The sequence below is a fragment of the Nitrospira sp. genome, from assembly GCA_024998565.1.
GTDB lineage: Bacteria > Nitrospirota > Nitrospiria > Nitrospirales > Nitrospiraceae > Nitrospira_A.
Genome location: JACOEM010000002.1, coordinates 514,546 through 539,207 on the forward strand (window position 1 = coordinate 514,546; position 24,662 = coordinate 539,207).

Here is a 24,662-nt window from a genome sequence, read left to right on the forward strand (position 1 = left end):
CGTGAACCACCTCGCAATTCTTGGCGCCGGTCCCGGCGGGTATGTGGCGGCGATTCGCGCGGCTCAACTCGGCGCGCGTGTCACCGTCATCGAAAATCAGGCTCTGGGCGGAGTCTGCCTGAATTGGGGCTGTATCCCGAGCAAGGCGTTGCTGTCGGTCGTGGAGCTTGGCGACAAGGCGAAGAAGGCCAAGGACTTTGGTATCCAGCTCGGCGGGCCTGTCACCTACGATCCCGCCGTCATGGTGGCCAGAAAAAATAAAGTCGTGGCCACGCTGGTGAAAGGCATCGCCACGTTATTCAAGACGTGGAATATCGAACACGTGGAAGGCACGGGTGAGTTGCTTGATGCGCGTACGATCCGCGTGACGAAACCGGATGGCGCCGAAACCCGGGTCGTGGCCGACGGCCTGATCATTGCGACCGGTTCGTCCTGGCCGAATCTCCCGCTGTTTCCCATCGACGGCACCCAAATCATCACCAGTAAGCAGGCGTTGGACCTCAGCCGCATTCCGGCGAGCCTGTTGATCGTCGGCGGGGGTGTGGAGGGCTGTGAATTCGCCTCGCTGTACAGCGGGCTGGGTACGCAGGTGACGCTGGTCGAACTCGTGCCGCGAATCCTGCCGCTGGAGGATGAAGAGATCAGTCAGATGATGGAGCGCGAACTGAAGAAGCGCGGTGTGGATATCCGGACCGGCGTCACGGTGGACCAGATCGTTAGGCAGCCGGAGATCGTCACCGCCCATTTGCGCGACGGCCTGTCGCTCAATGTGGAGCAGGTGCTGGTGTCGGTAGGGCGGGGGTTCAATTCACGTGGTATTGGATTGGAGAAGGCCGGAGTACAGGTCGGGACGCGCGGCGAAATCGTGGTCAATGACCGAATGGAGACGAATGTGCCCGGGGTCTATGCGATCGGCGATGTGGTCGGCAAGGCGATGCTGGCGCATGTCGCGTCGGCGCAGGGCAAGGTGGCCGTCGAGAATTTTATGGGCCGTCCCCGGACGATCGACTACGATGTCATCCCGACGGGGATCTTTACGTTACCTGAAATCGGGCGGGTGGGGCTCACGGAGCAACAGGCCCGTGACCGGTGCGTGGCAGCCGGGAAGGATCCGCAACAGTCGGTGAAGGTCGGGCGCTTCCGGTATGGCGGGTTGGGAAAAGCGCAGGCCACCGGGGACATTCAAGGATTGCTGAAGGTGGTGGCCGATGCGGAGAGCGACCGTATTCTGGGTGTACACATTCTCGGGGCGCACGCAGCCGATCTCGTTCATGAAGCCGCGCTGGCCATGCATCTTGGCGCCACAGTCTCGCGAGTGGCGGAGATGATTCACGCGCACCCGACCCTGGCCGAGGGCCTCATGGAGGCCATGGAGGACGTCCATGGCCACGCAATCCATCTTGCACGGAAACCATCGTCCTAATGCTGCGCTCACTTCTCATCAAGGTTGCGATGTTGGCGGTGACCTTGGGATCCTTGATCTGGATCGGTTCAGTCACGCCGGTCAGGCAGATACCGTCGCATCCTGCCCAGCCTGCGGCTGCGGTTCCAGGTCCGGCGGCAGTACGGCAGGTTTCGATCACGCCCCCGCAGGCTGTCTCTTCGGCCGATGGGTCGAGCCTTGTTGCCAAGGTCCCCGATGTCACGGTCGCTCCAACAGTCGAGGAATCCGAAACCCCTGTGCGACAGGAGCAGCCGGCGCGCGGCCTGCGTCCGGTTCATCGCGAGGCGGCGCGGCAAGTCGATCTCAACCACGCCACCGCATCGGACTTGCAGGGCCTGCCCGGTATCGGTCCCAAGTTGGCGCAGCGGGTGATCGATCACCGGACGGCACGTGGACCATTTGGAAAAATCGAAGACCTTCAGCAGGTGAAAGGCATCGGTCGAAAGAAGTTCGACCGGCTTCGTCCCCACGTGCTCGTCACCAATACCCGATCACTGGCTCGACACAAAGGAACTCTGTGACTTCCGTAGCGCAACAGTTGGACCTTATACTTCGAGGGATTGTTGAGGTTATTAATCCGAACGAGCTGGAATCAAAGCTGGCTCGCGCGATCAAGGAGCAGCGACCGCTCCGGGTCAAGGCTGGCTTCGATCCCACGGCTCCTGACCTGCACCTCGGTCACACCGTCCTGATCCACAAGTTGAAACACTTTCAAGACCTCGGGCATCAAGTCATCTTTCTGATCGGTGACTTCACCGGCATGATCGGCGATCCGACGGGACGGTCGGAGACGCGCGTCGCGCTCTCGAAGGAAAAGGTGCTGGAGAACGCGAAGACGTACGAGCGCCAGATCTTCAAGATTCTGGACCCTCAAAAAACACAGGTGGAGTTCAACAGTCGTTGGATGAGTGCGATGACGGCCGATGGGTTGATCGAATTGAGCGCGCACTACACCGTGGCTCGCATGCTGGAGCGGGAAGATTTTCATAAGCGGTACACGGACGGGAAGCCGATCAGCATCCACGAGTTCATGTATCCATTGATCCAGGGGTATGATTCCGTCGCGCTCAAGGCCGACGTCGAATTGGGCGGTACCGATCAAAAATTCAACCTTCTGATGGGACGGGACCTGCAGCGTGACTATGGGCAGGAAGCGCAGGTCGTCATCACCATGCCGCTCCTGGAGGGAACCGACGGCGTTCGTAAGATGAGCAAGAGCCTCGGCAATTATATTGCGCTGGAGGACAAGCCTGACGATATGTTCGGCAAGGTCATGTCGATCAGCGATGCGCTGATGCACCGATACTACGAACTGCTGACAACGGAAGATTTGGAACGCGTGAAGACGGCTCACCCCATGGATGCCAAACAGTCGTTGGCGGAGCTGATCGTGGCCCGTTACCACGGGGCTGAGGCCGGTCGCGAAGCCAAGGCCATGTTTCAGCAAAAGTTTCAATCGCGGGAATTTCCGGAGCAGCCGGACGCCCGTGTGATCCTCACGCCCTCCGATGTGAAAGATGCCGCCGTCCCTTCAATCGGATTGGTCGATTTGATTGCGAAAACCGGCTTGGTGCCGAGTAAAAGCGAGGCTAGGCGCTTGATCGTGCAGGGTGGGGTGGAGATCAACGAGCAGAAATTCACCGATGCCAATGCCGCCATCCCATTAACGGCCGGTAAGCCGCTTTATATGCGTGTCGGCCGCCGTAAGTTTGCGGTGGCTGAGTATACGGTGTAAGTGGCCCTCGCCGGTTGCCTTGACTTAGCAGCGGCTCCGGCGTAGGATTCGTTTCCTCTTCTGCAAGGGGCGGGCGTAGCTCAGTGGTAGAGTCCTTGCTTCCCAAGCAAGTTGTCGTGGGTTCAAATCCCATCGCCCGCTCCAATCAAATCCTTCTCGACCCGGAGCTTCTCTCATTGTTCTTGGCGACGGGATAAACCCCTTAGTGAGTGCGAGCTCCAAGCCGCATTTCGTGCGCATACCAGCGGACCTTAAGGCGAAGCCTCTCTCCTCATGGTCACCGTCGGCTAATCCCTTGTTCCTCCTAAACCTTGCTTGTTCGACCCAGAGCCTCTTCCGACTATTCTTTTCTGATTCCTTCTGCATACCAGAAGGAATCAACGCCCAACCTTTCCCCATGTCGCTGCCTAAGACTGCTCCTCGGTGATGGTGTCAAACCACACCGTACCAAACTGATTTAAATGGACGGCAGTGTGTTTCGGATGGAATGCGCTCCATTCGCGTGATGTTACATGGAGGGGGAGCCGCGACGTGAGGAGTAAGCGGCGGCATCCTTGCAGGCGCCAGCCAGAGAGTGAGTGACCTTCCCCTAATTCCGTGGACACCTGGTTAAGCAACTGCTGCCCTCGCTTCGTACTCAGCTGGGGAGTCATAGCCGAGAGCAAAATGCCGACGCGTCCGATTATAAAACACCTCGATGTATTCAAAGAGGCCCCGAGTCGCCTCGTCACGGGTCTCATAGTGCCGATAGTACACGAGCTCGCGTTTGAGTGTCCCGAAGAAGCTTTCGACACAGGCGTTGTCCCAGCAGTTGCCTTTGCGGCTCATGCTGGAGATGAGGCTGTGCGTCTTGAGTACGCGCTGATAGCTCGTGGCGGCATATTGACTGCCGCGGTCCGAGTGGTGCACAAGCCTCGCCGTACAAGGCCGATTTCCTAGCGCCATGGTGAGGGCCCGTTCGGCCAGATCGACGGTCAACCGCTGGCCCATCGCCCAGCTAATCACCACACGCGAGTAGAGATCGAGGAGCACCGCGAGATACAGCCAGCCCTCGGCTGTCCAGGCATAGTGATGTCCCCGGCCCAGACCGAATGGGCTGCGCCAAGGTGAACTGACGATGGAGAGTATTCTCTGCCACGGGCAACCGGTGATTCGACGGGGCCGTCGCACGCCACTTCTTCACGGTCTTGGCCGGAGGTCTGCCTGGCCTGGCTGCTCTCCGGTCGATCCCGCCAGGCCTAATACTCTGCAGGGGACACGGCGAGTGCCTGGCACATGAGCCGGATCGGATAGCGACGGTCCTGCTCCTGAATCGCGCGGTATCTCGTTGCGACTCCAGCGTGAAGAACGCCGCCGCACGTTTTAAGAATTCCCGCTCCTAATTCACACGCACCAGCTCCCGTTTCAGATGCGTGAGTTCCTCTGCCTCGGTACGTTGGATGCTCGGGTGGTGCCCTGAGCCTCGGCCTGCCGGTGCTGGCTGTGCCAGTGATACAGCAGGTTCTCTGAAATCTCTAGGTCCAGTGTCACCTGGGCCACGGGACGAGCTGAATCCCGCACCGACCGCACGGCCTGCTGCTTAAACTTCTCGGGATACTGGCGTCGTGTGAGGGCTGCCACGCTGCCCTCCGATTTCATCATTCTCCTCCCTAATCGAGGTGTCTGTAAAATCGGGGGAAGGTCAGAGGGGTCGGAACGCGGCATGCCAGCGGGAGCCAGGGGCAGATTTAGGGTGACTTGAGGCGGAAGCAGGTTCCTCGCTGGTTGCGCACTTGTGTTACGCCAATGCGGGCGGCCTTACAAGCCCGTACCGATGAGCACAGATGAGCAGTTTTTGTCGATTGGAGACGCCGAGTTTGTCGAAGATGTTGGTGAGGTGATGTCGGACCGTAATGCTTGAAATGCATAGGCGGTCGGCAATGTCCTTATTGGAAAGCCCTTCGCTGATCAACCTGATGATCTCGCGCTCTCGTTCGGTTAAGCCTTCCGGCCATTTCGACTGATCTGGATTCCAAGTGATTGGGGTAGGGACATCCGGCGTCTTGCTCATATTCACATGCGCTGCCTCACCTCCGATCGGCAGCGTGATAGCTTTGGAAGGACAAGCGAGGTGCGCGATCGTCGCAATTAATACGGCCGATGGTTGGACTTTTAGGACAATGCCATCAACCCCGACCGCAATAGCTTGTCGGGTGCATTCCGTATTGTCGAGTCCGCTCAATAAGATAATTTTTAAATGTGAGGCAGCCGCCTTGACCTTTCGAATGCATCCAGGGACATCACTTTCAATCTCCGTGTCGACAATCATGATGTGAGGCTGCTCACGTATCGGGATGTCATCGATGTTCATGCCATTGGTGACGTGATCAATGAGCCGAATCCATTGTTCAGTTTCCACAATTTTTTGCAGGCCGAGATGCAGGAGAAAGTTGTTGCTCATGAGTGCAACCGTCGTCGTGGCTCTTCCTGGTTTGACTCCACTCATCATCTGCCTCCTGGGTCAGCATCGGCTTGTCGGACAATCACAAACTACATCTACATGACCCGTAAAAATAATACGTATAATATGCTCGGTCAAAAAAGTGATTGGTCCTTCATGCATGGGGATGCATGATTGCATGCCAGCCAGGCTCTGGGCAACCTTAAAGTCAAGAGTGAAGTCTCTGTGAGGCCTTTCAGGCAGCCGATTTGCGCAGATTGTCGGCCTGTAAAAACTTCTAGTCAGGGATGTACAGTATTGTGCATTTATCTTGGTGTACGAGGTTCCTTGCTGGTGTATTTCCCAGTCCTTCATGTGACCCGGGTTACACATCACCGCAGAATCGAAAGAGAATTAATGGCCGTATTTTTTCTCTCCAAGTTCAGGGGGCAATTACCGGCATTTCAGCCGGCACAAAAGTATTAGCCTCCTTCGTGGTTGCTATGCGTAATAAAGGCACCATTGTCCGATGTGAGAGGGTGACGAAATCTGTAGAACGTACCCATTCATGGGACCCAGAGGGCGAAGCTATGTTGAATGCCTCTAGTTCTGACTCTACCGCCACAGTGTCGACGCCAAGCGGCCTCTGTGCCGATCTTCGTTGGTACGCCATCAGCACACGTTCCCGTCATGAAAAAATGGTGCGGGACCGCCTGGCTGGTATTGGTGTTGAACCGTTTCTCCCGTTGACGAGAACATTGAACCAATGGTCGGACCGAAAAGTCTGGACGGAAAGCCCGCTCTTTTCGGGCTACTGTTTTGCCAGGTTTGCGCTCACGAATAGTCATGCCGTTCTTCAAACGCCTGGCATTGTCCGAATCGTAGGTTCTGTCATGCCGGAGCCCATTCCTGACGAGGAACTAGAAGCAATCATGAAGTTGGCACAAAGTGCACGTTCCTTAGAGCGTCATGATTACTTGACCGAAGGGACTTGGGTGGAAGTGGTACGAGGTCCTCTAACAGGACTTCGAGGGCAGTTACTGAGAAAGGCAAGCCACGATTGTCTTGTCATCCGTGTGCACCTCATTCAACAAGCCGCTACCGTCCATATCGATATGAGCGAAGTAATCCTAGCGCAGTGAACCCTCCACTCGTCTTTCACCTTCAAGTTTCTTGGATGAAAGACGGAGAAGATCTAGGAAGCTACTATGGCGAAATCACAATTTACCCAGGAACAAATGAAGGCAGTCGTTCTGGAGATAAATGCAGAGCGTGCGCCGAAGGATGTCGCGAGGAAGTATGGGGTCTCGAGGTCCACTTTGTATCGGTGGCGGGCAAAACTTGCGGATAAAAGAAAGCCTTTGGGGGATCACCTGCTTTCATTGGAGATTGAAAACGGCCAGCTCAGAAGCAAGATTGCCGAACTGGTATTGGATTATACGTCACTTCGCGCAGCCTTGGTGAACGACGTCAACAGAACGTGCTAGTTTTGTTTAAAGAAAGACTGTCGTTCTGACTCGCATGTCAGCCGCAGAGGGGGAGTGGCCAATCACGGCTCCAGGTTTGTTGGGGTTGTATACGTGTCTGCTCAAGAGTACCCTCATGGAAGTTCTGGGATGCCTCCCAGGGGCGCACCGCGCACGGGTGCGATTGAGGCTACAGGTCTTGCTTCAGGATGCACTGCTTGACCGCTCTTCTATATCCTGCAATTATGAAATTGCTCAAGTTTCGGAGGGCCTACAATGCGTTTGTTAGGTGTCCTATTGGCGGGAGTGTTGGCGGGTTTTTGGATAGATTGTGCATTCGCGCCGTCATATGGAAGTTCGCCTCTATTGACTGAGGTACATGCCGCAGATGCCTCGTCATCAACTGGGAAGGACAACGTAACGACATCCTCGACGGTTCAGTCCCTATCACCAGCTCAAGTAATCGAAAAGCTTTCGAACATTGTCTCTGATGAATACACCATCGGGGCAGAGGATGTGCTGGAAATTACTGTGTGGAGAAACCAGGACCTGTCGAAAACGGTTCAGGTTCGCCCGGACGGCCGGTTTTCCATGCCCGTTATACGCGACGTTGTCGCCGTGGGCAAAACACCCTCTCAACTTGCTGATGAGATCACTCGAAAGCTCAGAGAATATGTCCAGAATCCGGTCGTAGCGATTAGCGTGAAAGAAGTGAATAGTTATAGCATTTTCGTGCTCGGGGAAGTCGTCAAACCCGGCAAGTACCCTCTCAAGAGCAGGACTACATTGCTGCAGGGAATTACCATTGCCGGGGGTTTTACGCCGGTCGCGGCCCGGAATCAGGTGGTGGTGTTCCGATTTGGGGAGAACGGGTCGGGTATGCAGACCTTGACGTCCAGCTATGACGATATCGTGCTTCGCGGAGGCATTGCTCAAAACCTGGAGCTGCGTGCCGGTGATACGCTCGTTGTGCCAAGCGAAGCCATGGTCGTTTTTCCGGGTCATCCTCAGTAACAGGCGAGTGCCACAACCGGAAAGGACGCGCTAGTCGTTATGCCGAGAGCAGCTCATCCTATTCTTCTGTTATGGCTAGGCCTTTTCCTCGCCCAAGTTCTATCAGGGTGTGCGTCAGGAGTGCTCGTCGAGCGCGAGTATCCCACTCCGTCTGGATTCCTACTCGGGCCAGAGGATGTGTTGGATATCACCGTGTGGAAGAATCAGGATCTTTCCCGTTCCGTGGCTATACGGCCGGATGGCCTGATCTCCTTGCCTATCATCGGAGATGTCCAAGCAGCAGGCTTAACCGCAGACGCGTTAGCTCAACGGATCGCTGAACGCTTAAAGCAATTTGTCGCCAGTAATCCTGCCGTCTCTGTCAGCGTCAAGGATCTTAATAGCTACTCCATCTTTGTCCTGGGAGAAGTAGCGAAGCCGGGCAAGTACCAGCTGAAATCGTACATAACCATCTTGCACGCGATCTCCATGGCCGGAGGCTTCACGGAGTACGCCAAGAGAAACAAACTGCAGGTTGTCCGTACAACGCCAAACGGAGACCACAAGCTTCATGAAATTCATATTCCCGTCCGATATGATGATGTGGTGGCGGGGAAGGGCGAACCGGGCAACCTGGTGCTGCTATCGGGTGATACCGTGGTGGTTCCATAGATGCTGCAAATTGGTGCATCCATGCAGAATCTGGCTAGTCACCCTGTTGGTAGTGGGAGTTACTGGTGATCCCAGTCGACTCAGCCCCTCGGTCGCCTTTGCGGAAACAAGAGTCATCCCTTCGGTCAGCCTCTCGGAACGATACGATTCCAACGTATTTTTTGCCCCGGCCGGGTCTGTTCCAGGACTCAAACCGTGGGATTTTGTCACGACTGTAACCCCCACAGTGCAAGTCCTCGACAAAACACGAGAGGTCGAGACCACTCTCAATGTCGGCGGCAGCGGTAATGTCTTCGTCAATAACTCAAAACTGAATTTTTTCTCCGCGCAAGTCAGCGGCTTAGTCAAGCTGGATGGGTTGGTCGGACAACTCATTCCTGGCTTGAAGCTCAGCATCTCCGATTCGTTTGCGTTCACGCCAGAACAGCCGAGCTTTGTTCAGGCTGGAACGACGTTGCCCACCGAGAATGTGTTTGCCAGAGGCATTCAAACGGTGCGTGCTAATCAGGTTACTAATGCCACCTCCATTGTCGCGTCGTATCCCATCTCGCAGTCACTGAGCGTCCGCGGTGACTATGTGTATTCAATTTTTCGGGTAGGAGACATAATTTTTGAGCAATCTACGGATGTTCCGGTGGTGTTTTTCGATACCGACTTTCAGCGCTGGTCCATCGGGCCAAGCTACCGGTTGCCGCACGGAGATCAAGTGAGCCTCAATTTCCAGACGACGACTGCTGATTTCAGGCAGAAAGGCACTCTCGGGGGACAATCCTTGAATCAAAGCATCACGGCCCGAGGTCTCGAGGCGGAATACTCGACGGGAACTAAACATTGGTCGGCGGTCGTCAGTGCCGGAACTACCTTTCTCGAAGAGGGAAGCGGGGGATTATTTTTCTTTTCGGGAAAGCTGGCTGTGTCCAGACAACTCAACCCTTCTACACGAGTGTCACTGGACGTATCCCGTCAACTCGCCCCCGCATTTTTTGGCACGAGTGGAGCGCTGATCAGTACGGTGGTTGGAGCCAGCGTCAGCCGAGGTCTTGGCGATTCTTTCTCCGTGACCGGCAGCGCAAATTATGCCCTCAACCAGGCCACGCCCGTCGAGGTGGCCCGATTCGAGTCCTACTCAGGCACGGTCCTCATAAACTATACAGGATGGCGCGACATTACACCGTCCCTGTCCTATCAATACACTCATTTTGAAGTAAGCCAATCGGGTTTCGGATTCCTGGTTAACCGCAGCGTGGCCCTGTTGTCGCTCACGACAAGGTGGAAGTAATGCATTCTCCTGAAAAACAACGATGTATCATTCTCCCGAACTCCAACAGATTGTCTTGGTAGCCGTTCCGCGCCCAAGGGGCTGTTAATCGGCGCAGTCGACCACCGAATCGTTTTTAGAAAGAAGCGCAGACATGAGTTCATCGACCGAAGCTCTCACGGCGGTCCCAAGAATCCGCCTGAAACCATCGAATGGGTGGCGCGCACTGAATTTGCGAGAATTCTGGCAGTACCGCGAACTGCTCTACTTTCTCAGCTGGCGCGATATCAAGGTCCGATACAAGCAAACGGCGTTAGGTGCCTTATGGGCCATTCTCCAACCCTTCCTGACAATGCTTGTATTCAGTTTGTTTTTTGGGAATCTTGCGAAGATGCCGTCGGACGGCATTCCCTATCCCATCTTTGCTTTTGCGGCCTTGGTCCCCTGGACGTTTTTTTCCAACGGACTCACGCAGTCGGGAAACAGCCTGATACAGAGCGCCGGCATGCTCAAGAAAGTCTATTTTCCACGCTTGATTGTTCCGATCTCCAGCATCCTGTCAGGCGTCGTTGATTTCCTGTTCGCCTTCCTCGTCCTCATCGGACTGATGTTCTGGTACGGAATCGTCCCGACAGCCAATGTCGTGTGGTTGCCTTTTCTCCTGTTATTGGCGTTTGGGACGGCCTTGGGTGTGGGGTTATGGTTATCGGCGATGAATGTACAGTTTAGAGATGTTCGTTACACGATTCCGTTCCTCGCTCAGTTTTGGCTGTTCGCCACCCCCATCGCTTATCCCAGTAGTTTGCTCTCCGAACCCTGGAGAACGATCTATGGCATCAATCCTATGGTAGGGGTCGTCGAAGGTTTCCGGTGGGCGCTTCTTGGAACCGCAACTGCTCCAGGCCCCCTCATCATTGTGTCTGCATTGACTATGCTCACGATTCTTATAACGGGCATGTTCTATTTCCGGCGAATGGAAAGCACCTTTGCCGATGTGGTCTAGAAGGGCTTCATGAGCAAGATAGCAATCTCCGTCGAATCACTCGGCAAACAGTTCCGAGTCGGGACAGCCACCGGGTCTTACAGCACCCTCCGGGAAAAGCTGGTGGACCTCGTGGGGGCACCATTTTATCGGCTTGCCAGCCTTCTGCGTCGAAATCGGCAAGATGCAGGGACTGGCGACGATATCCTCTGGGCGTTGAAAGACGTGTCGTTTCAAATCAATTGCGGGGAGGTGGTCGGTATCATCGGTCGAAACGGCGCCGGGAAGAGCACGCTGTTGAAGATCCTCTCCCAGATCACGGAGCCTTCCGAAGGCCACGCAGACATGTTCGGGCGAGTCGGGTCTCTACTGGAAGTCGGGACAGGTTTTCACCCGGAGCTGACGGGACGAGAGAATGTCTTCTTGAACGGCGCCATCTTGGGGATGTCTCGATCGGAGATCGAGAGGAAGTTCGACGAGATCGTCGCGTTTGCTGAAGTGAAGCGATTCATCGACACCCCTGTTAAGCATTACTCCAGCGGCATGTGCGTTCGTCTGGCCTTCGCTGTCGCCGCCCATCTTGAGCCGGAAATCCTGATCATTGACGAGGTGCTTGCGGTCGGGGATGCAAGCTTTCAGAAGAAATGCCTTGGGAAGATGGAGGGGGTGGCAAAGGAAGGACGGACGGTCTTGTTCGTCAGTCACAATATGCTGGCGGTTCAGAATCTGTGCTCGCGAGTGATTTGGTTGCACGACGGAAAGATCGTACAGGATGGAAAGCCGGCCGATGTTGTCTCAAGCTATCTGAGGATGTCTGCGTCGATGTTGACGGAACAGGCGTGGGACGACGTGACTCAGGCCCCTGGAAATCACAAAGTCCGCCTCCGTAAGATCAGCGTGCGGGGGGCTGATCGCGACAGACCCGACCAGCTCAGCATCGATCAGCCGTGCGAAATCGAAGTCGAATATTGGAACCAGCGCCCGCAGGCCGTGCTCCATGCCACGCTACATGTATATACCGAACAGGGAATTCTCGCATTCACCACCGGGTCGGCGGAACAAGCCGCCATGGAAGACGGCGCGATGCCTGCGGGGCTCTTTCGCAGCGTGTGCCATTTGCCGGCCAACTTGTTGAATACCGGCGTACACAGGATCGTTCTACTGATCGTCGAAAACCGAAGCAGGGTCACGTATCGCCTTGAAGACGCCCTCTCCTTTGAGATGGTCGAGCTCAGTAAGCGCCACTTCGGATGGCAAGGTCGAGAGCCGGGCGCCGTTCGTCCGATGCTCAGATGGACGACCATCCAAGTTCAAGCGGGCGAACCCGTCAATATGACGCCCTTACCCCATTGAGGGGGACGCGGCAGGAGCGAAACTTCGCATCGGTGCCAGAGATCCATGGGTACTGTGTCCCATCGACAGGGATGCGACAATCGTGTAGCGCGCAGATCAGTTGCTCGTCTCAATCCATCTCAATTCCTTCGGTCAGAAACATCGGCGTGCCGTTGCCGAGCAACATGGATCACGTGATTCCTGAGTTCCCATGCCAGGTGAATGCCAGAACTGGGCTTGCCCACACAGGGTATGCTCATGCGGACTACGCTGCATCCTTGGCGGAATTTGGAACCCCTCGCCATCTCCGGCGCTGTGATGGGTGGATCCTCGAGCGTCAGATTCCGGGCACCCCGTATCGAGATGCGATCGGCCCCTATCCGTTGTTCAGCTGCCTGGATTGGTCTCAACTTGCCCAGGACCTGGACGAGATCGGAACGGACCTGGTCAGCCTCATGGTCGTTCCTGCCCCGTTTGACGGGTATTCTCGTCTGCTCCTTGAGCGCTGTTTTACGCAGGTGATTCCGTTTAAGTCGCACTATGTGACCGATCTTACGCAGCCGCTGGAGAAGATCGTCAAGAAATCTCACAAGGATACGGTGGCGCGCGCGGCGAAAAGGGTAGAAGTGTCACACTGCGTGGAACCGGTCGCGCATCTTACAAAGTGGGTCGAACTATTCGACGTGCTCGTCAAGAGGCATCACATCACGGGCATTCGCGCTTTTTCGCAGGACGCCTTTGCCAAGCAATTAGCGATTCCCGGCATGGTGATGTTTGAGGCACGGGCAAACGGGGAAACCGTCGGACTCGATCTGTGGTATACGCAGGCAGAAGTCGCCTATGGACATTTGGTGGCGTTTAGTGAGCTCGGGTATGAATTACGCGCGTCATACGCCACCAAGTGGTTTATGCTCAATCACTTTGCCGGGAAAGTGAGATGGGTCGATCTGGGAGGGGGCGCCGGCGTGAGTTCGAACGCGACCGACGGCCTTTCCGTCTATAAAGACGGGTGGAGTACCGGAACCGTCCCCGCATATCTCTGCTGCCGAATTTTTAATCATTCTCTGTACGATTCATTGTCCGCGGCATGCGGCGCCACCGGCAGCAGCTATTTTCCTGCCTATCGAGCAGGCATTCCGTTCTAATCATTTTATATTCAGGAGGGGTGCCGTCAGGACGGTATAGCTGCTTCGCTACCCCTCTGAATCTTATAGACTCTGACCGCTGCAACGTTTCACTACGCACGATGGACTGTCGCAGCATTACTCCCAACATCCTGCCTGCCGGAGCGGTTCAGCGAAAAGAAGCCGTCAGATACGGCGTGAACGGCGGGGGCCTGATATACAACCGTAAGGAGGCCGGAAGGAGGATCCATAATGTCATCCCAAGTGTCTGTTGATGTAGCCAGATCCCTGCCGACGGTTGAGGAGTGTATCGCCTCAATCGAGCGCGATGGCTACTGTTACGTGCCGCAGATGTTCTCGCCCGAACAGGTGTCCATGGCGCTGGAGCGGATTAAGTACTGGTTCGACAACACGCTGTCGTCCCAATCCGAGCGAATGCCGTATCTCAACAAAGACCAATCGATGGTGTACAACCTCCAGAGCAAGGACCTCTTTCTTCTTCGGATGGTGCTCGGCTGCGAGCTCATCGAGAAGGTTCTGATGCGGTTTCTGAATGACCGGTGGTTTACCTCAATCCCGTCAGATGCGCCCAATTATATCCTACGATCGTTTCTTGCCCGAAGCAGCAATCACCAAATGCCTTTGCACATCGACTCGTTCATCCCCTATGCGGGTCCCCATGTTTTCATCATGCAATGTTCGATCCCTCTGGAGGATCAGACGGAAGACAACGGTTGTACCGTGCTGATTCCAGGCTCTCACCTTTCGGGAAAATACTGTTCGCAAGACGCTTTCCCTTCCGCCGTGTCCATCAAGGCTCGGGCGGGAGATCTCGTCTTCTGGGACAGTCGAATCTGGCATGGAGCCCGTCAAAACACCAGCGGGGGGACGCGCTGGGCCATGATTGCTACATTTTGCCGCTGGTGGATTAAGCAAGCTTTCGATATCCCGGGCAATCTCCCCCAAGAGCTCTATGATCAGTTGACCGAACGCGAAAAAAGCGTGCTCGGGTACTGTTCGGTTCCTTATGACAACGAAAAGCATGGCATCGATATGAAGCGGAGCTATTCGTTGCTGCCCCAACAGGTGGTGGATTACCGCAGGTAAGCACATCAGGACAAAGAGGAAACGCACTATGCCAAAAGATCTCACAGTCACTTATGTCTCGCATGCTTGTCTCCGAATCGACGGCGAGTTTGGCTCGCTGTTGTGCGATCCCTGGTTTTTGAATGAGCCTGTTTACGACTACGCCCTCTGGAAGTTTCCCCCGGCGGTGATTCCACCCGAGGTCCTGCTGAAGGACCTCGATTATCTCTACATCACACATTCGCACGAAGATCACTTTCATATTCCGTCAATCAATCGTATTCCCCGTGACATCCAAGTGCTGCTCCCGGAATACGCCAACCGGCCTTGCTTGCGCGCGCAATTGGTGGAACGCACCATGCGGGAGATGGGTTTTCATCGGATCAGAAAAATTCAGCCGTGGGAAACGATTCACCTCGGGGGAATCACACCGTTTACCGTCGTGCCATCGGCGAAATCGCGCGCTCACGATTGGGAGAACTCCGGCTTCGTGATCGATCATCCCGGAACACGTCTTATCAACATGAACGACAACTGTGATGACGAAGAACTCTGTTCGGAGATCCACTCGCGCTGGCCGATCTTTGAGATCGGCTTTGTCCAAACCTCCAGTGCCACAGTGTTTCCAGCCTGCTATCGCATGCCGCCGGAAGCCAAGGAGGAAGCCGCCAGGAACAAGTGTGAGACGTTTACGCTGCACAAACGTTTAATCGAAATGCTTCATCTTCAACGCATCGTTCCTTTCGCGGGAGACTTCGGCTGGTATGACGATCGGTACTTCAGCCACAATTGGCAGGGCCGGTCCACGCCGAAGATTCTGGAGAATTGGATCCGCGAAAATTATCCCGATCGGGATGTCGCCACGCTCTATCCATCCGACACCTGGTCCATTTCCACCGGTATTGTTCGTAATCATCCCGATGTTGATTGGGGGCAATATCTGGATTTCGTCAGAACCTGCAAACAGAAACTTCAGAAGAAGGTGGATCACTACAATGCATGGATCGATGCATCGGATCGATCCAATCTTCTCCACCGTTCGCGCCGGCACACGGACACCATCAACAAGCACATTACGCAAGACGGCATCGTCTTCAGTGGTCGTTTCCGCGTGATCGTGGAAGGAGACAACTCGAACTTTTCCTTTGTGTTGAAAGCCAATCCTCAGGACGGATTTTCCATCGATTGGGAAGACACGGAACCTGTCGACCAGTCGATTTATGTGCCCGAGCGTCTCTGGGCGGCGATTCTGGAAGGCAAGATCATGTGGGGCATGTATCAATGGACGACGGAGATCAAGGAGCATGTGCCGTATAGACTGGATCTTGGCCGCTTCTGGTATTGGCTGGAATACAACCTCGATTTGGGTAACAAAAATTCCCAGGCCATCATGAACCCCAAATTGTTCCCGCATTTGAGCGGCCCGACGATTCGGCCGGAGTGGGGAACGATTGAATTCGAAGACGATTGGGAGTTCCCGTGGCTCAATCGAGAAGTGGCCTCGGGGCAGGAGTCGGCTCACCAAAGTGCCTAGGTCCCGGTAGAGCTCGCAGGCGAAGAGAGACTGCTCTGGCCTTGTACAGGCGGATACACAAGGATAGTGGCGCCGTTTCAGGCGGCGCCACTCCCGGCCAATCGGCGCTCCATCCGTCACGCGAGCCGCCGACAGACGCCTCTTCATGTTGTGTGGAGTCGTAGCATGCAGAGACAAGATACACGATTCATTTTCGTCGTTTCGACTTCGGGTTCGGTGATGAACCGAGTCCTGGCAAGCAATTTTCTCCGCGCCGTGGTCCATTCCGTGGTTGTGGATCAACCATGCCAAGCTGTGGCGGAAGCGCAGGCTTGGGGGCTGCCCGTGACATTGTTCGAGGAAGGCTCACCGGAGGCGTTCTGTTCCAGGTTGACCCAGTATATGGAAGAGCACCACATAGACTACATCATTTCCTTCTACACTCAGTTCTATAGCAAAGCCTTCCGTGATGCCTATCGGGACCGCATTATCAATTTTCATCCGTCGCTGTTGCCGGCGTTTAAGGGAATGGACGGATTTGGCGACGGGGTGGCCTATCACACGAAGATTATCGGGACGACGGTGGAGTTCATCAAGGACGTGATGGACGAAGGCAAGATCATTATGCAAACCGCATGCACCGTGGATCCAAGATTGAGTCACGCAGCGTTGCGCCACCGTATTTTCGTGCAACAATGCAAGACGCTTCTCCAGGTTGTGAAGTGGCTGATCGATGATCGTGTGCGGGTTGATGGTGACCGAGTGACGATCGCCGAGGCCGGGTATCATGACCTTGAGTTTGTGCCGGCATTGGAGTGTCGAGAAGCACTCGATCTCCAGGTAGCTCTCCCTTCTGTAGTGGCAGGGACCGCCACTATGGTGACACGGCGGTGACTTACTTTGCCTAAGCCGATCACACCAGGCGTTCGCCCCGTCCTGATGGACGGGGTTGTCATGGCACATGCATGCGTGCTCTGCGGGGCCGAGGAATGGGCCGAGCTGGTCGAGCCGCACCCCTGCCAGTCCGTTCGGGTTGATGGAGTGATTGAGCCGCGGCCGCTCGAGAGGCGCCAGTGCAGAGGCTGCGGGGTCGGCTTTCGAATATCCAAAGAAGACCTGGAGTTGATGTACCGGCAGGACTACGCCTTATACAGCAACCGCCCAGGCGCCGACGCGTTCAACCGTCAGCGGCATCCCGCGGTGGTCGATCTCATCGCCAGTTCGATACAGCCCTTCCGGCCTCGTCGAATTCTCGAGGTCGGATGCGGAGACGGGAGCACGTTGAGCGCCATACGGGAACTGTGGCCCGATGCCGAAACGGTGGGCTTGGAACCCTCCCGCCATGCTGCAGAAGCGGCACGAGCAAGAGGCCATCGGGTAATCGAGGGGATGGCGGAGTCGTCGTTGGGAGAGGCGGCGGAGCAAGCGTTCGATCTTGTGTTCAGCGTTCAGGTTATCGAGCACACAGCTGACCCGGTCGCGTTTTTGGCGTCGCAAAGAGCTTGTCTGGCACCTGGAGGAGTCGTGGTGACAATTTGCCCCAATGGGGCGGTGCCTCATGCAGAACTTATCCATGCGGATCATCTGTTCTCGTTTACTCCTCATCATCTCGCGACCGTGACGGCCCGGGCTGGGCTGATCCGTCGTGGCGGGTGCGAATTCTTTCTTGATGAAGCCTGCGAATTCAATCAACTGGTGGTTGCAAGCACAGCCTCGGATTCCGAGTCGGCCGAAATCGGCAGGATGCCGGCAATTAGCCAGGATGAGGTGGACCGGCTGGAACAGGCACGGAACGCGTATCTGCGTCGCTGGTCCTGTCTTGAAGGCGAGCTCAGCAAACGGGTCGGACAGTGCGGGACCCTCATCTGTTTTGGTACCGGTGGTTGGTCTGCCAATTTAGCCGGGTACGCGCCGGCCATATGGGAGCGCGTACGAGCCTGCACTGTTGATACCCCCGCGACTATCACCTACATGAACAAACCCGTGGTCGAATACTCCAGCCTGCACGAGCAGGACCCGGACATAGTCATCGTGGCGGTCAATCCTTGTCGACAGGATATGGTCTCCCAACGACTGCGCCGAGACGGGTATTGCACCGTTCAGTGGAACGATCTGATCCAGAGATAGGACTCGCGCTCACGGGTGCGGTGTCGTGACGAAAGGGGAGAACTGATGCAGGCCACAGCGTCCACTGCTACTACTCTTCGAACTACCTTCAATGATCAAGGTTATGTCCTCGTAAGGAACCTCATTCCCGAAGTCATCGGGAACCGGGTGTTGGAGGATCTTAGGCTCGCGACCACCCAGCTCTTGCAGTCCCGTGGCCTCCTCACTCCGGAGCTCTTTCGTGGAGAACTGTTGGAATTGCTCAAGGCGGTGTTCAGTCTGGACCTTAACCTGTATCTCAGCATTCTGCGCTTGGGCAGCAAGTTACAGTCGGTCCATGCGTTGGCCTTGCATGAGCGACTCATTCACCTGCTCAATGAATTAGGCTGTAAGGCGAGTGTCCTGCCCTGTGGAGTTGCTATCCATCTTGTGGCCGACGAGTTGAAGATTCCAGGCGGTTACTTCGGGTGGGGCGCGCACCAGGACTGGTCGTCGGCTCAAGGCAGTTTGGACCAGCTGGTCTTATGGACGCCGCTCATGGACGTGGGCAAAGACTTCTATCCCGTCGAAATCGTACCCGGGAGCCACAAATTGGGCGTGTTACCTGGAGATCGGCAGAATGCCAACAACAGGGGCGCATTGATTACCATTCAACCCGGCTTTGTGGACGAGAAGGATTTTGTGTCCGTCGAAATGAATCGTGGTGATGTCCTGATGTTCTCGGGGCTCCTCGTTCATCGGACCGGCACCGGGACGCGCAAAGGACTCCGCATCGCCTGCGGGGCGCGTTTCGACAATATTGAAGAGCACACGTTTGTTGATCGCGGCTATCCCTGTGCCTTTCGCCTCCATGCGGAAACGCAGATACTGCATCCGGGGTTCCCCACCGCCGATGAGGTGAATCGGCTCTTTCAGTAACCAGGTTTACACGAAAGTCCATACACGCAGTTGAGTTGAAGGAGGTGGGCATGAAGGCATGGGAAGACCTGGCAATTTTCGGAGGGAAACCGACGTTTGAGAAACCGCTCCATGTGGGTTATCCCAACATCGGAAACCGCGCGGCCCTGTTCGAACGCATCAACGACATCCTGGATCGACGATGGCTGACCAACATGGGGCCCTACAGCCAGGAATTCGAGCAACGTATCTCGGATATGCTCGGGGTCAAACATTGTATCGCTATGTGCAACGGCACGGTCGCGTTGGAAATTGCCATTCGTGCGCTCGGCCTTACCGGGGAAGTCATCGTTCCCTCCATGACCTTTATTGCGACGGTGCACGCGCTGCAGTGGCAGGAGGTCAGGCCGATTTTCTGCGATATTGCGCCGGGTGAGTTCCATCTGGATCCGGAGAAAGTCGAGGCGATGATTACGCCGCGAACCACCGGTATCATCGGAGTGCATCTCTGGGGACGGCCCTGCCACGTCGAGGCACTGACCAGAATCGCTCAACAACGGCGATTGAAGCTCTTGTTTGACGCGGCCCATGCATTCGGCTGTTCACATAACGGACGCATGATCGGCAACTTTGGCAATGCGGAGGTGTTCAGTTTCCACGCTACGAAATGCATCAACACATTCGAAGGGGGGGCGATCGTCACCAACGATGATGAGCTGGCGGAAAAAATTCGCCTGATGACCAATTTTGGTTTCGGGGGGACCGATAAGGTCGTCTACATCGGGACGAACGGGAAGATGAACGAAGTGTCCGCCGCGATGGGAATTACCTCTCTTGAGGATTTTGAGACGTTTATTGAGCTGAACCGATCGAACTATCAAACCTATGTCAGGGAGCTGACGGGGATTCGCGGGCTCAGGCCGGTCATGTACGATGAGCAGGAGCGCAACAACTATCATTACGTTGTCTTGGAGCTCGACGAAGCCGTGACCGCCGTGAGCCGTGATCAGGTGGTGGACATTCTCCGTGCAGAGAATGTGCTCGCCCGACGATATTTCTACCCGGGCTGCCACAATATGGAGCCCTACCGGTCTTATTTTCCATTGAGCCAGCTGTGGTTGCCGGAGACGGAACGCATGACCAAGCGGGTGCTGGTGCTGCCGACCGGTGCAGCTGTGACTGCCGAGAGCATCAAGCTCATCGGGCAGATTATCCGGGTGGTTGTTTCCAGCGGCCGGGAGATTCGCGATCGGCTGAAGCAACCGGTTCCTGCGGTGCAGCCACGGGTCGTCCAGGACCCGAATCAAGAATTGTCTGCGGAATTGGAAATCGTACCACGGTGAAAGGGTAGCCGGCAGAAATACACAGGCGTGGCAGTGAATATGCGATGGGGCCACATCGCGGAGTGGGTTTCTACGAGCGACAGTTTCCGGATGGCCGCTTTTCTCAAGAATGCCCATGAGCTGGCCACACAAGTCCAAGCGGTGTTGTTTGGTCCGGTCGTTAGTCGGAGACAGTTCCGGCGAGTTGCTCTGTCGGTCGGGCACAGATTGCAACATGCATGCAGGATAGAGCGACCGCGCCATGCTGTTTAATTCACACGAGTTTCTGTTCCTATTCTTGCCGGCGACGGCGGCGATTTTCTTTCTGCTGGGTGGATTTGGTCGCCGTCAATTTTCAATAGCCTGGCTCGTCGCCGCGTCGGTGTTCTTTTATGGATACTGGAATGTTTCCTATGTTCCGTTACTGCTCTTCTCCGTGGTGTTCAATTACCTCCTGGGGGAAGCGTTAGACGCTGCCAAAAAGAAATGGATGTTGATAGGCGGCATACTGGTCAATCTTGGGCTGCTGGCATACTTCAAATATGCAACGTTCATTGTTGACAATCTGCGTTTTCTGCCGATAAGCGATCTACACGTTGTCCTACCCATAGGGATTTCATTTCTCACGTTTGAACAGATCGCGTACCTCATAGACACCTATAGAGGCCAAACACCCCCAAGGGATTTTGTTCGTTACTGTTGGTTCATTACGTTTTTCCCGCGGCTTATTGCCGGACCTATTGTCCGAGCTCGAGAAATCTTGCCGCAGTATGGAAAACGGTCATTTGGTTCTTTCAACACGACGTGGTTTGCTACTGGGGTGACGATATTCGTTATCGGTTTATTCAAGAAAGTTATCTGTGCCGATCACGTCGGTTCGTATGCGACACACGTATTTCAGACTGCCGAAGGAGGGACGGCGATAACGTTTTTTGAAGCCTGGGGGGGAGCGCTGGCGTTTACATGTCAGATCTATTTTGATTTTTCTGGTTATACCGATATGGCGATCGGGATTGCGCGCATGTTTGGCATTGTGCTGCCGCTCAATTTCGATTCCCCATACAAAGCTTTCAACATCATTGAGTTTTGGCGGCGTTGGCACATGACATTGTCGCGTTTTCTTCGAGACTATCTCTATATATCCCTCGGGGGTGATCGCAAAGGAAAAGTTCGACGATACCTGAATTTAATGATCACCATGCTGGTTGCCGGTTTGTGGCACGGCGCAGGGTGGACGTTTGTTGCTTGGGGAGGGTTACACGGGCTCTACTTGTGTATCAATCATGGCTGGCGGGCAGTGCGAGCGAGGTTGGGGCATGATCTGAGCCGGACCACCTGGTGGGGGCGTGGAAGCGGGAGATTCGCGACCTTGGGCGCGGTTGTCGTGGCTTGGATTTTTTTTAGGGCCTCAAGTTTTCCCGGTGCACTCAATATGTTGACCGGCATGGCGGGCATGAACGGGTTAGGGGGTACTTCCACGAGTCTCATGGGGTATTTCATTGCGCCGATTCTGTTACTGGTGTGTCTGGTTGCGCCTAATACCCAAGAATTAGTGGGCCAAATCGAAGATGAATCAATCGACCAGCCGAGCCATGTGAGGTCAGAATATAAACCCTGGTTCTTGTGGCAGCCCAATTTGAGCTGGTCGATAGTGATAGGGCTGATGTTTTACCTGGCAATTGTGTCGCTAACGGAAGAGAGCGAGTTTATCTATTTTAGATTTTAAAGCGCCGTGATGAAAGTGAGCCTGTTGAACAATACGAGCGAGAGCCAAGAGCACGGTTTGTATTTAGTCGGTCTGTTGCAGTGCGTGGTCTTTGTCTATTTGATCACGATGCTTTTTGTCCATACTCAGAAAATGGTGATTTTGGAACGTGATTATCCGATGTGGCTCAACGCAAAACGGGTTGCAAGTTCTGCTTCACCAAGTCGACAGGATCTTGTCGTCATCGGAGACTCGAGAGCCAAGGCTGGGTACATTCCCAATCTGGCTGACAAAAAATCGCTAAATCTGGCACTGACCGGCCAATCACCTATCGAGGGGTATTATCTTCTCTTGAATTATCTCAAGGGGCACCCAGCGCCGAAGAATCTGCTGTTGAGCTACGCGCCTTATCATCTCACCATGGTCGATGTCTTTTGGGAAATGTCGGTCAAGTATGATTTTCTGAACTACAATGATTATCGAGAGGTTTGGGAAACTTCCCGTCGCCTAGAAGATAAGACTCTTGGCGAGAAGAGTCTGAGATGGCAATACTTCTTCCTGCCCAGCAAATACTGGGGAAGCGTGAGACACGCGGTGAAGGAGCGAAGGTGGAGAACCAACGATGAGACGTATCGGACTGTCGTCAGTAGTAACGGGCATTTTTACTATGGGAAAAAATCCGGCTCAATCGATCTGAATGAAGAGGCAGAGCTGAAAAAATTTGCGACATCTCGCTTGTTGGACTCTTATCTCAATATGTTGATCGATCTTGCACAATCAAGAGATATCCAGGTGTTTTGGTATACGATGCCATTTAATCATGAATCATGTAAGAACTTGCCGGAATCGTTCATCCGGGACTACGAAGCGTACCTCTCCGCTCTGGAGTCAAAAAAGGACATAAAGGTTATTCAGAAGATCTCATGCCTGCCCAACACACTGTTTGGTGATAAGAGTCACCTATACTTAGGCGCAGGTGCTAACACATTGGCGATTCTGAAAGCCGTGTTCGACGTTTCTGCGACAAGCCCCCTGTCGTAAGCCCATCTGAAACAGAGACCGTACCAGTACGACTCTGGCGCAAGAGCCACGAGAATCAGGAGATTCCCATGCGTCAGCCCACGTTCATTGAAACACCCGGTGATGTGAGGCTATGAGAGCCGGATTTGCCGAGCGGGATATCACACCTCCACGCGGTTTGGAAATGCCGGGGGGATCGCGGAGGGCATTTCACGAGGGAGCGGTTCATGATCCGTGCAAGGTGCGTGCGACGGTATTCGATGATGGCACCGAGCAGGTTGCCCTGGTCAGCGTCGATGCGGTCATCGTTCCTCAGACACTGGTGCAATCGGTCCGGGAGCAAATAAAGATTCGTTACGGTATTCATCCCTCCTCGGTGATGATCGCTGCCACCCATTCCCACAGCGCGGGTCCGCTGGGATTCTATGAGCGTGGCCGATTCGATCATGCACCAGAATGGATTCAGCGGCTAGCCTACGAGCAATCGCCCTGCGCCGACACCGGCTACATCAGGCATGTGAGCGAGCAGATCGTATCGGCGGTGTCAGAGGCATGGGCCATTCGGATGGAAGTCCAGTGCGGGGTGGCGAAAGGGTGCGAAACCAAGGCGGCCTTCACTCGCAGATTCCGCATGCGAAACGGACTCACCTATACGTTTCCGGGCCAGGGAAACCCCGATATCATTTCGCAAGCGGGTCCGATCGACCCGGATGTGGGCGTTTTAGGAGTATGGGACCATGAGGGGCGTCTCCTGGGCTGTATCGTCAATTATGCCTGCCATCTGACGAGCAAGCCCGGCGGTACCTCTGCAGATTGGGTTTACTATCTTGAACAGGTCATCCGTGCGGGTCTTGGCTCCGATGTCGTGGTTCTGTTCCTGAACGGCGCCTGTGGCGACATTACCCCTGTTGATACGCTGGGGCGATATCAGAATCAGATCGGTGAGAAGTGGGCTCGGCGCATCGGCGCGCGCGTAGGGGCTGAAGCGATCAAAGCTCTCCTGGATGCAGTCCCGGGCGCAATGGCGCCGGTGTGCGCTCGGGTGACGCAGCTGAACATTCCTCGGCGTCGACCGAGTTCGGAAAGAGTCGAACAAGCCGGCCTGCTCCTGATGGACGGCAGTTCCCGGGAGGGAACGTCTGAAAGGTTTTTTGCGAGAGAAATAGTGCTGCTAGACGCCATCTTAGCGCAAGAACCTGAAGCCGGCGTGGAAGTCCAAGCAATCCAGATCGGTCCGGCTGTGCTGCTTGCCTGTCCAGGAGAACTCTTCTGTGAATTGGGGCTGAAGCTGAAAGCTTCCAATCAGTTTGCATTTGTGTTTCCCGTCTCACTCGCCAACGGCTTTTGCGGGTATCTGCCTACCATTGAGGCGATGAGCGCCACCGGCGGTGGTTATGAAACACGATTGACGAGTCATTCCAACCTTGAAATTGGGGCGGGTGACATAATCGTCCAAACCCTCGCGGAAATGGCTGCTGATTTGACTCCTGGTTCTATGCCGGAGCCTCCCTGTCCGCCTGGTTTCACAAGCGCCTGGAGCTTCGGCAACGTGCCGGCCGAATGCTGACACCTTTCTACAAAGCTGGAT

The 24,662-nt window shown here is 55.1% G+C and carries 23 protein-coding genes and 1 tRNA gene; 21 read left to right on the forward strand and 3 right to left on the reverse strand.

The annotated features are described in order from the left end of the window. The first annotated feature begins 1 nt into the window (after position 1). From lpdA to H8K11_06065, 4 genes are all read left to right on the forward strand, one after another. Positions 2–1,423, forward strand: a complete 1,422-nt coding sequence (lpdA, locus tag H8K11_06050; GenBank protein MCS6263304.1) for a dihydrolipoyl dehydrogenase — start codon at positions 2–4, stop codon at positions 1,421–1,423. Further along, positions 1,423–1,965 carry a helix-hairpin-helix domain-containing protein gene (locus H8K11_06055; GenBank protein ID MCS6263305.1) on the forward strand — a complete coding sequence of 181 codons (543 nt, stop codon included), beginning with the start codon at positions 1,423–1,425 and terminating at the stop codon, positions 1,963–1,965. Before lpdA ends, H8K11_06055 begins: the two co-directional genes overlap by 1 nt. Beyond that, a complete protein-coding gene (locus H8K11_06060) occupies positions 1,962–3,179 on the forward strand; it encodes a tyrosine--tRNA ligase (protein ID MCS6263306.1) in 1,218 nt (405 codons plus the stop codon). Before H8K11_06055 ends, H8K11_06060 begins: the two co-directional genes overlap by 4 nt. Before the next feature lie 69 nt (positions 3,180–3,248). After that, positions 3,249–3,323: transfer RNA gene (locus H8K11_06065), tRNA-Gly, on the forward strand. Between the two features lie 465 nt (positions 3,324–3,788). Here the strand turns inward: H8K11_06065 and H8K11_06070 are convergent. From H8K11_06070 to H8K11_06080, 3 genes are all read right to left on the reverse strand, one after another. Then, positions 3,789–4,349: an IS3 family transposase gene (locus tag H8K11_06070; protein MCS6263307.1), complete on the reverse strand. Its 561-nt coding sequence runs from the start codon at positions 4,347–4,349 to the stop codon at positions 3,789–3,791. A gap of 234 nt (positions 4,350–4,583) precedes the next feature. After that, a complete protein-coding gene (locus H8K11_06075) occupies positions 4,584–4,820 on the reverse strand; it encodes a transposase (GenBank protein MCS6263308.1) in 237 nt (78 codons plus the stop codon). A 136-nt stretch (positions 4,821–4,956) separates the two neighbouring features. Then, positions 4,957–5,667, reverse strand: coding sequence for a response regulator transcription factor (locus H8K11_06080; protein ID MCS6263309.1), 711 nt, complete (start codon positions 5,665–5,667; stop codon positions 4,957–4,959). A 521-nt stretch (positions 5,668–6,188) separates the two neighbouring features. On the opposite strand from H8K11_06080, the gene H8K11_06085 reads away from it, so the two are divergent. The 17 genes from H8K11_06085 to H8K11_06165 all read left to right on the forward strand — a co-directional run bounded on the left by H8K11_06085 (position 6,189) and on the right by H8K11_06165 (position 24,641). Continuing rightward, a complete protein-coding gene (locus tag H8K11_06085) occupies positions 6,189–6,740 on the forward strand; it encodes a UpxY family transcription antiterminator (protein MCS6263310.1) in 552 nt (183 codons plus the stop codon). A gap of 66 nt (positions 6,741–6,806) precedes the next feature. After that, positions 6,807–7,085, forward strand: a complete 279-nt coding sequence (locus tag H8K11_06090; GenBank protein MCS6263311.1) for a transposase — start codon at positions 6,807–6,809, stop codon at positions 7,083–7,085. Between the two features lie 255 nt (positions 7,086–7,340). Continuing rightward, positions 7,341–8,078, forward strand: coding sequence for a polysaccharide biosynthesis/export family protein (locus H8K11_06095; GenBank protein MCS6263312.1), 738 nt, complete (start codon positions 7,341–7,343; stop codon positions 8,076–8,078). Between the two features lie 180 nt (positions 8,079–8,258). After that, entirely contained in the window at positions 8,259–8,729 is a 471-nt protein-coding gene (locus tag H8K11_06100; protein MCS6263313.1) for a polysaccharide biosynthesis/export family protein, read from the forward strand. Beyond that, the gene (locus H8K11_06105) at positions 8,629–10,008 is read left to right on the forward strand and encodes a hypothetical protein (protein MCS6263314.1); all 1,380 of its coding nucleotides are present in this window, start codon (positions 8,629–8,631) and stop codon (positions 10,006–10,008) included. Before H8K11_06100 ends, H8K11_06105 begins: the two co-directional genes overlap by 101 nt. A gap of 133 nt (positions 10,009–10,141) precedes the next feature. Next, complete coding sequence (locus H8K11_06110; GenBank protein ID MCS6263315.1) at positions 10,142–10,990, forward strand: ABC transporter permease; 849 nt, start codon at positions 10,142–10,144, stop codon at positions 10,988–10,990. 9 nt (positions 10,991–10,999) lie between these two features. Then, on the forward strand, positions 11,000–12,322 hold the full coding sequence (locus H8K11_06115) for an ABC transporter ATP-binding protein (protein MCS6263316.1): 1,323 nt from the start codon (positions 11,000–11,002) through the stop codon (positions 12,320–12,322). A 164-nt stretch (positions 12,323–12,486) separates the two neighbouring features. Then, positions 12,487–13,446, forward strand: a complete 960-nt coding sequence (locus tag H8K11_06120) for a GNAT family N-acetyltransferase (GenBank protein ID MCS6263317.1) — start codon at positions 12,487–12,489, stop codon at positions 13,444–13,446. A 231-nt stretch (positions 13,447–13,677) separates the two neighbouring features. Beyond that, entirely contained in the window at positions 13,678–14,532 is an 855-nt protein-coding gene (locus H8K11_06125) for a phytanoyl-CoA dioxygenase family protein (protein MCS6263318.1), read from the forward strand. Positions 14,533–14,560: 28 nt separating this feature from the next. Further along, on the forward strand, positions 14,561–16,045 hold the full coding sequence (locus tag H8K11_06130) for an MBL fold metallo-hydrolase (protein MCS6263319.1): 1,485 nt from the start codon (positions 14,561–14,563) through the stop codon (positions 16,043–16,045). A 165-nt stretch (positions 16,046–16,210) separates the two neighbouring features. Next, positions 16,211–16,918: a hypothetical protein gene (locus tag H8K11_06135; GenBank protein MCS6263320.1), complete on the forward strand. Its 708-nt coding sequence runs from the start codon at positions 16,211–16,213 to the stop codon at positions 16,916–16,918. A 60-nt stretch (positions 16,919–16,978) separates the two neighbouring features. Next, the gene (locus tag H8K11_06140) at positions 16,979–18,151 is read left to right on the forward strand and encodes a class I SAM-dependent methyltransferase (protein ID MCS6263321.1); all 1,173 of its coding nucleotides are present in this window, start codon (positions 16,979–16,981) and stop codon (positions 18,149–18,151) included. A 45-nt stretch (positions 18,152–18,196) separates the two neighbouring features. Further along, positions 18,197–19,048 (forward strand): phytanoyl-CoA dioxygenase family protein, encoded by an 852-nt coding sequence (locus H8K11_06145; GenBank protein MCS6263322.1) that lies wholly within the window; start codon positions 18,197–18,199, stop codon positions 19,046–19,048. Positions 19,049–19,098: 50 nt separating this feature from the next. Beyond that, a complete protein-coding gene (locus tag H8K11_06150; protein ID MCS6263323.1) occupies positions 19,099–20,370 on the forward strand; it encodes an aminotransferase class I/II-fold pyridoxal phosphate-dependent enzyme in 1,272 nt (423 codons plus the stop codon). Between the two features lie 241 nt (positions 20,371–20,611). After that, positions 20,612–22,075, forward strand: a complete 1,464-nt coding sequence (locus tag H8K11_06155; protein MCS6263324.1) for an MBOAT family protein — start codon at positions 20,612–20,614, stop codon at positions 22,073–22,075. Positions 22,076–22,084: 9 nt separating this feature from the next. After that, on the forward strand, positions 22,085–23,095 hold the full coding sequence (locus tag H8K11_06160; protein MCS6263325.1) for a hypothetical protein: 1,011 nt from the start codon (positions 22,085–22,087) through the stop codon (positions 23,093–23,095). Between the two features lie 112 nt (positions 23,096–23,207). Then, positions 23,208–24,641, forward strand: coding sequence for a hypothetical protein (locus tag H8K11_06165; GenBank protein MCS6263326.1), 1,434 nt, complete (start codon positions 23,208–23,210; stop codon positions 24,639–24,641). Positions 24,642–24,662 lie beyond the last annotated feature (21 nt).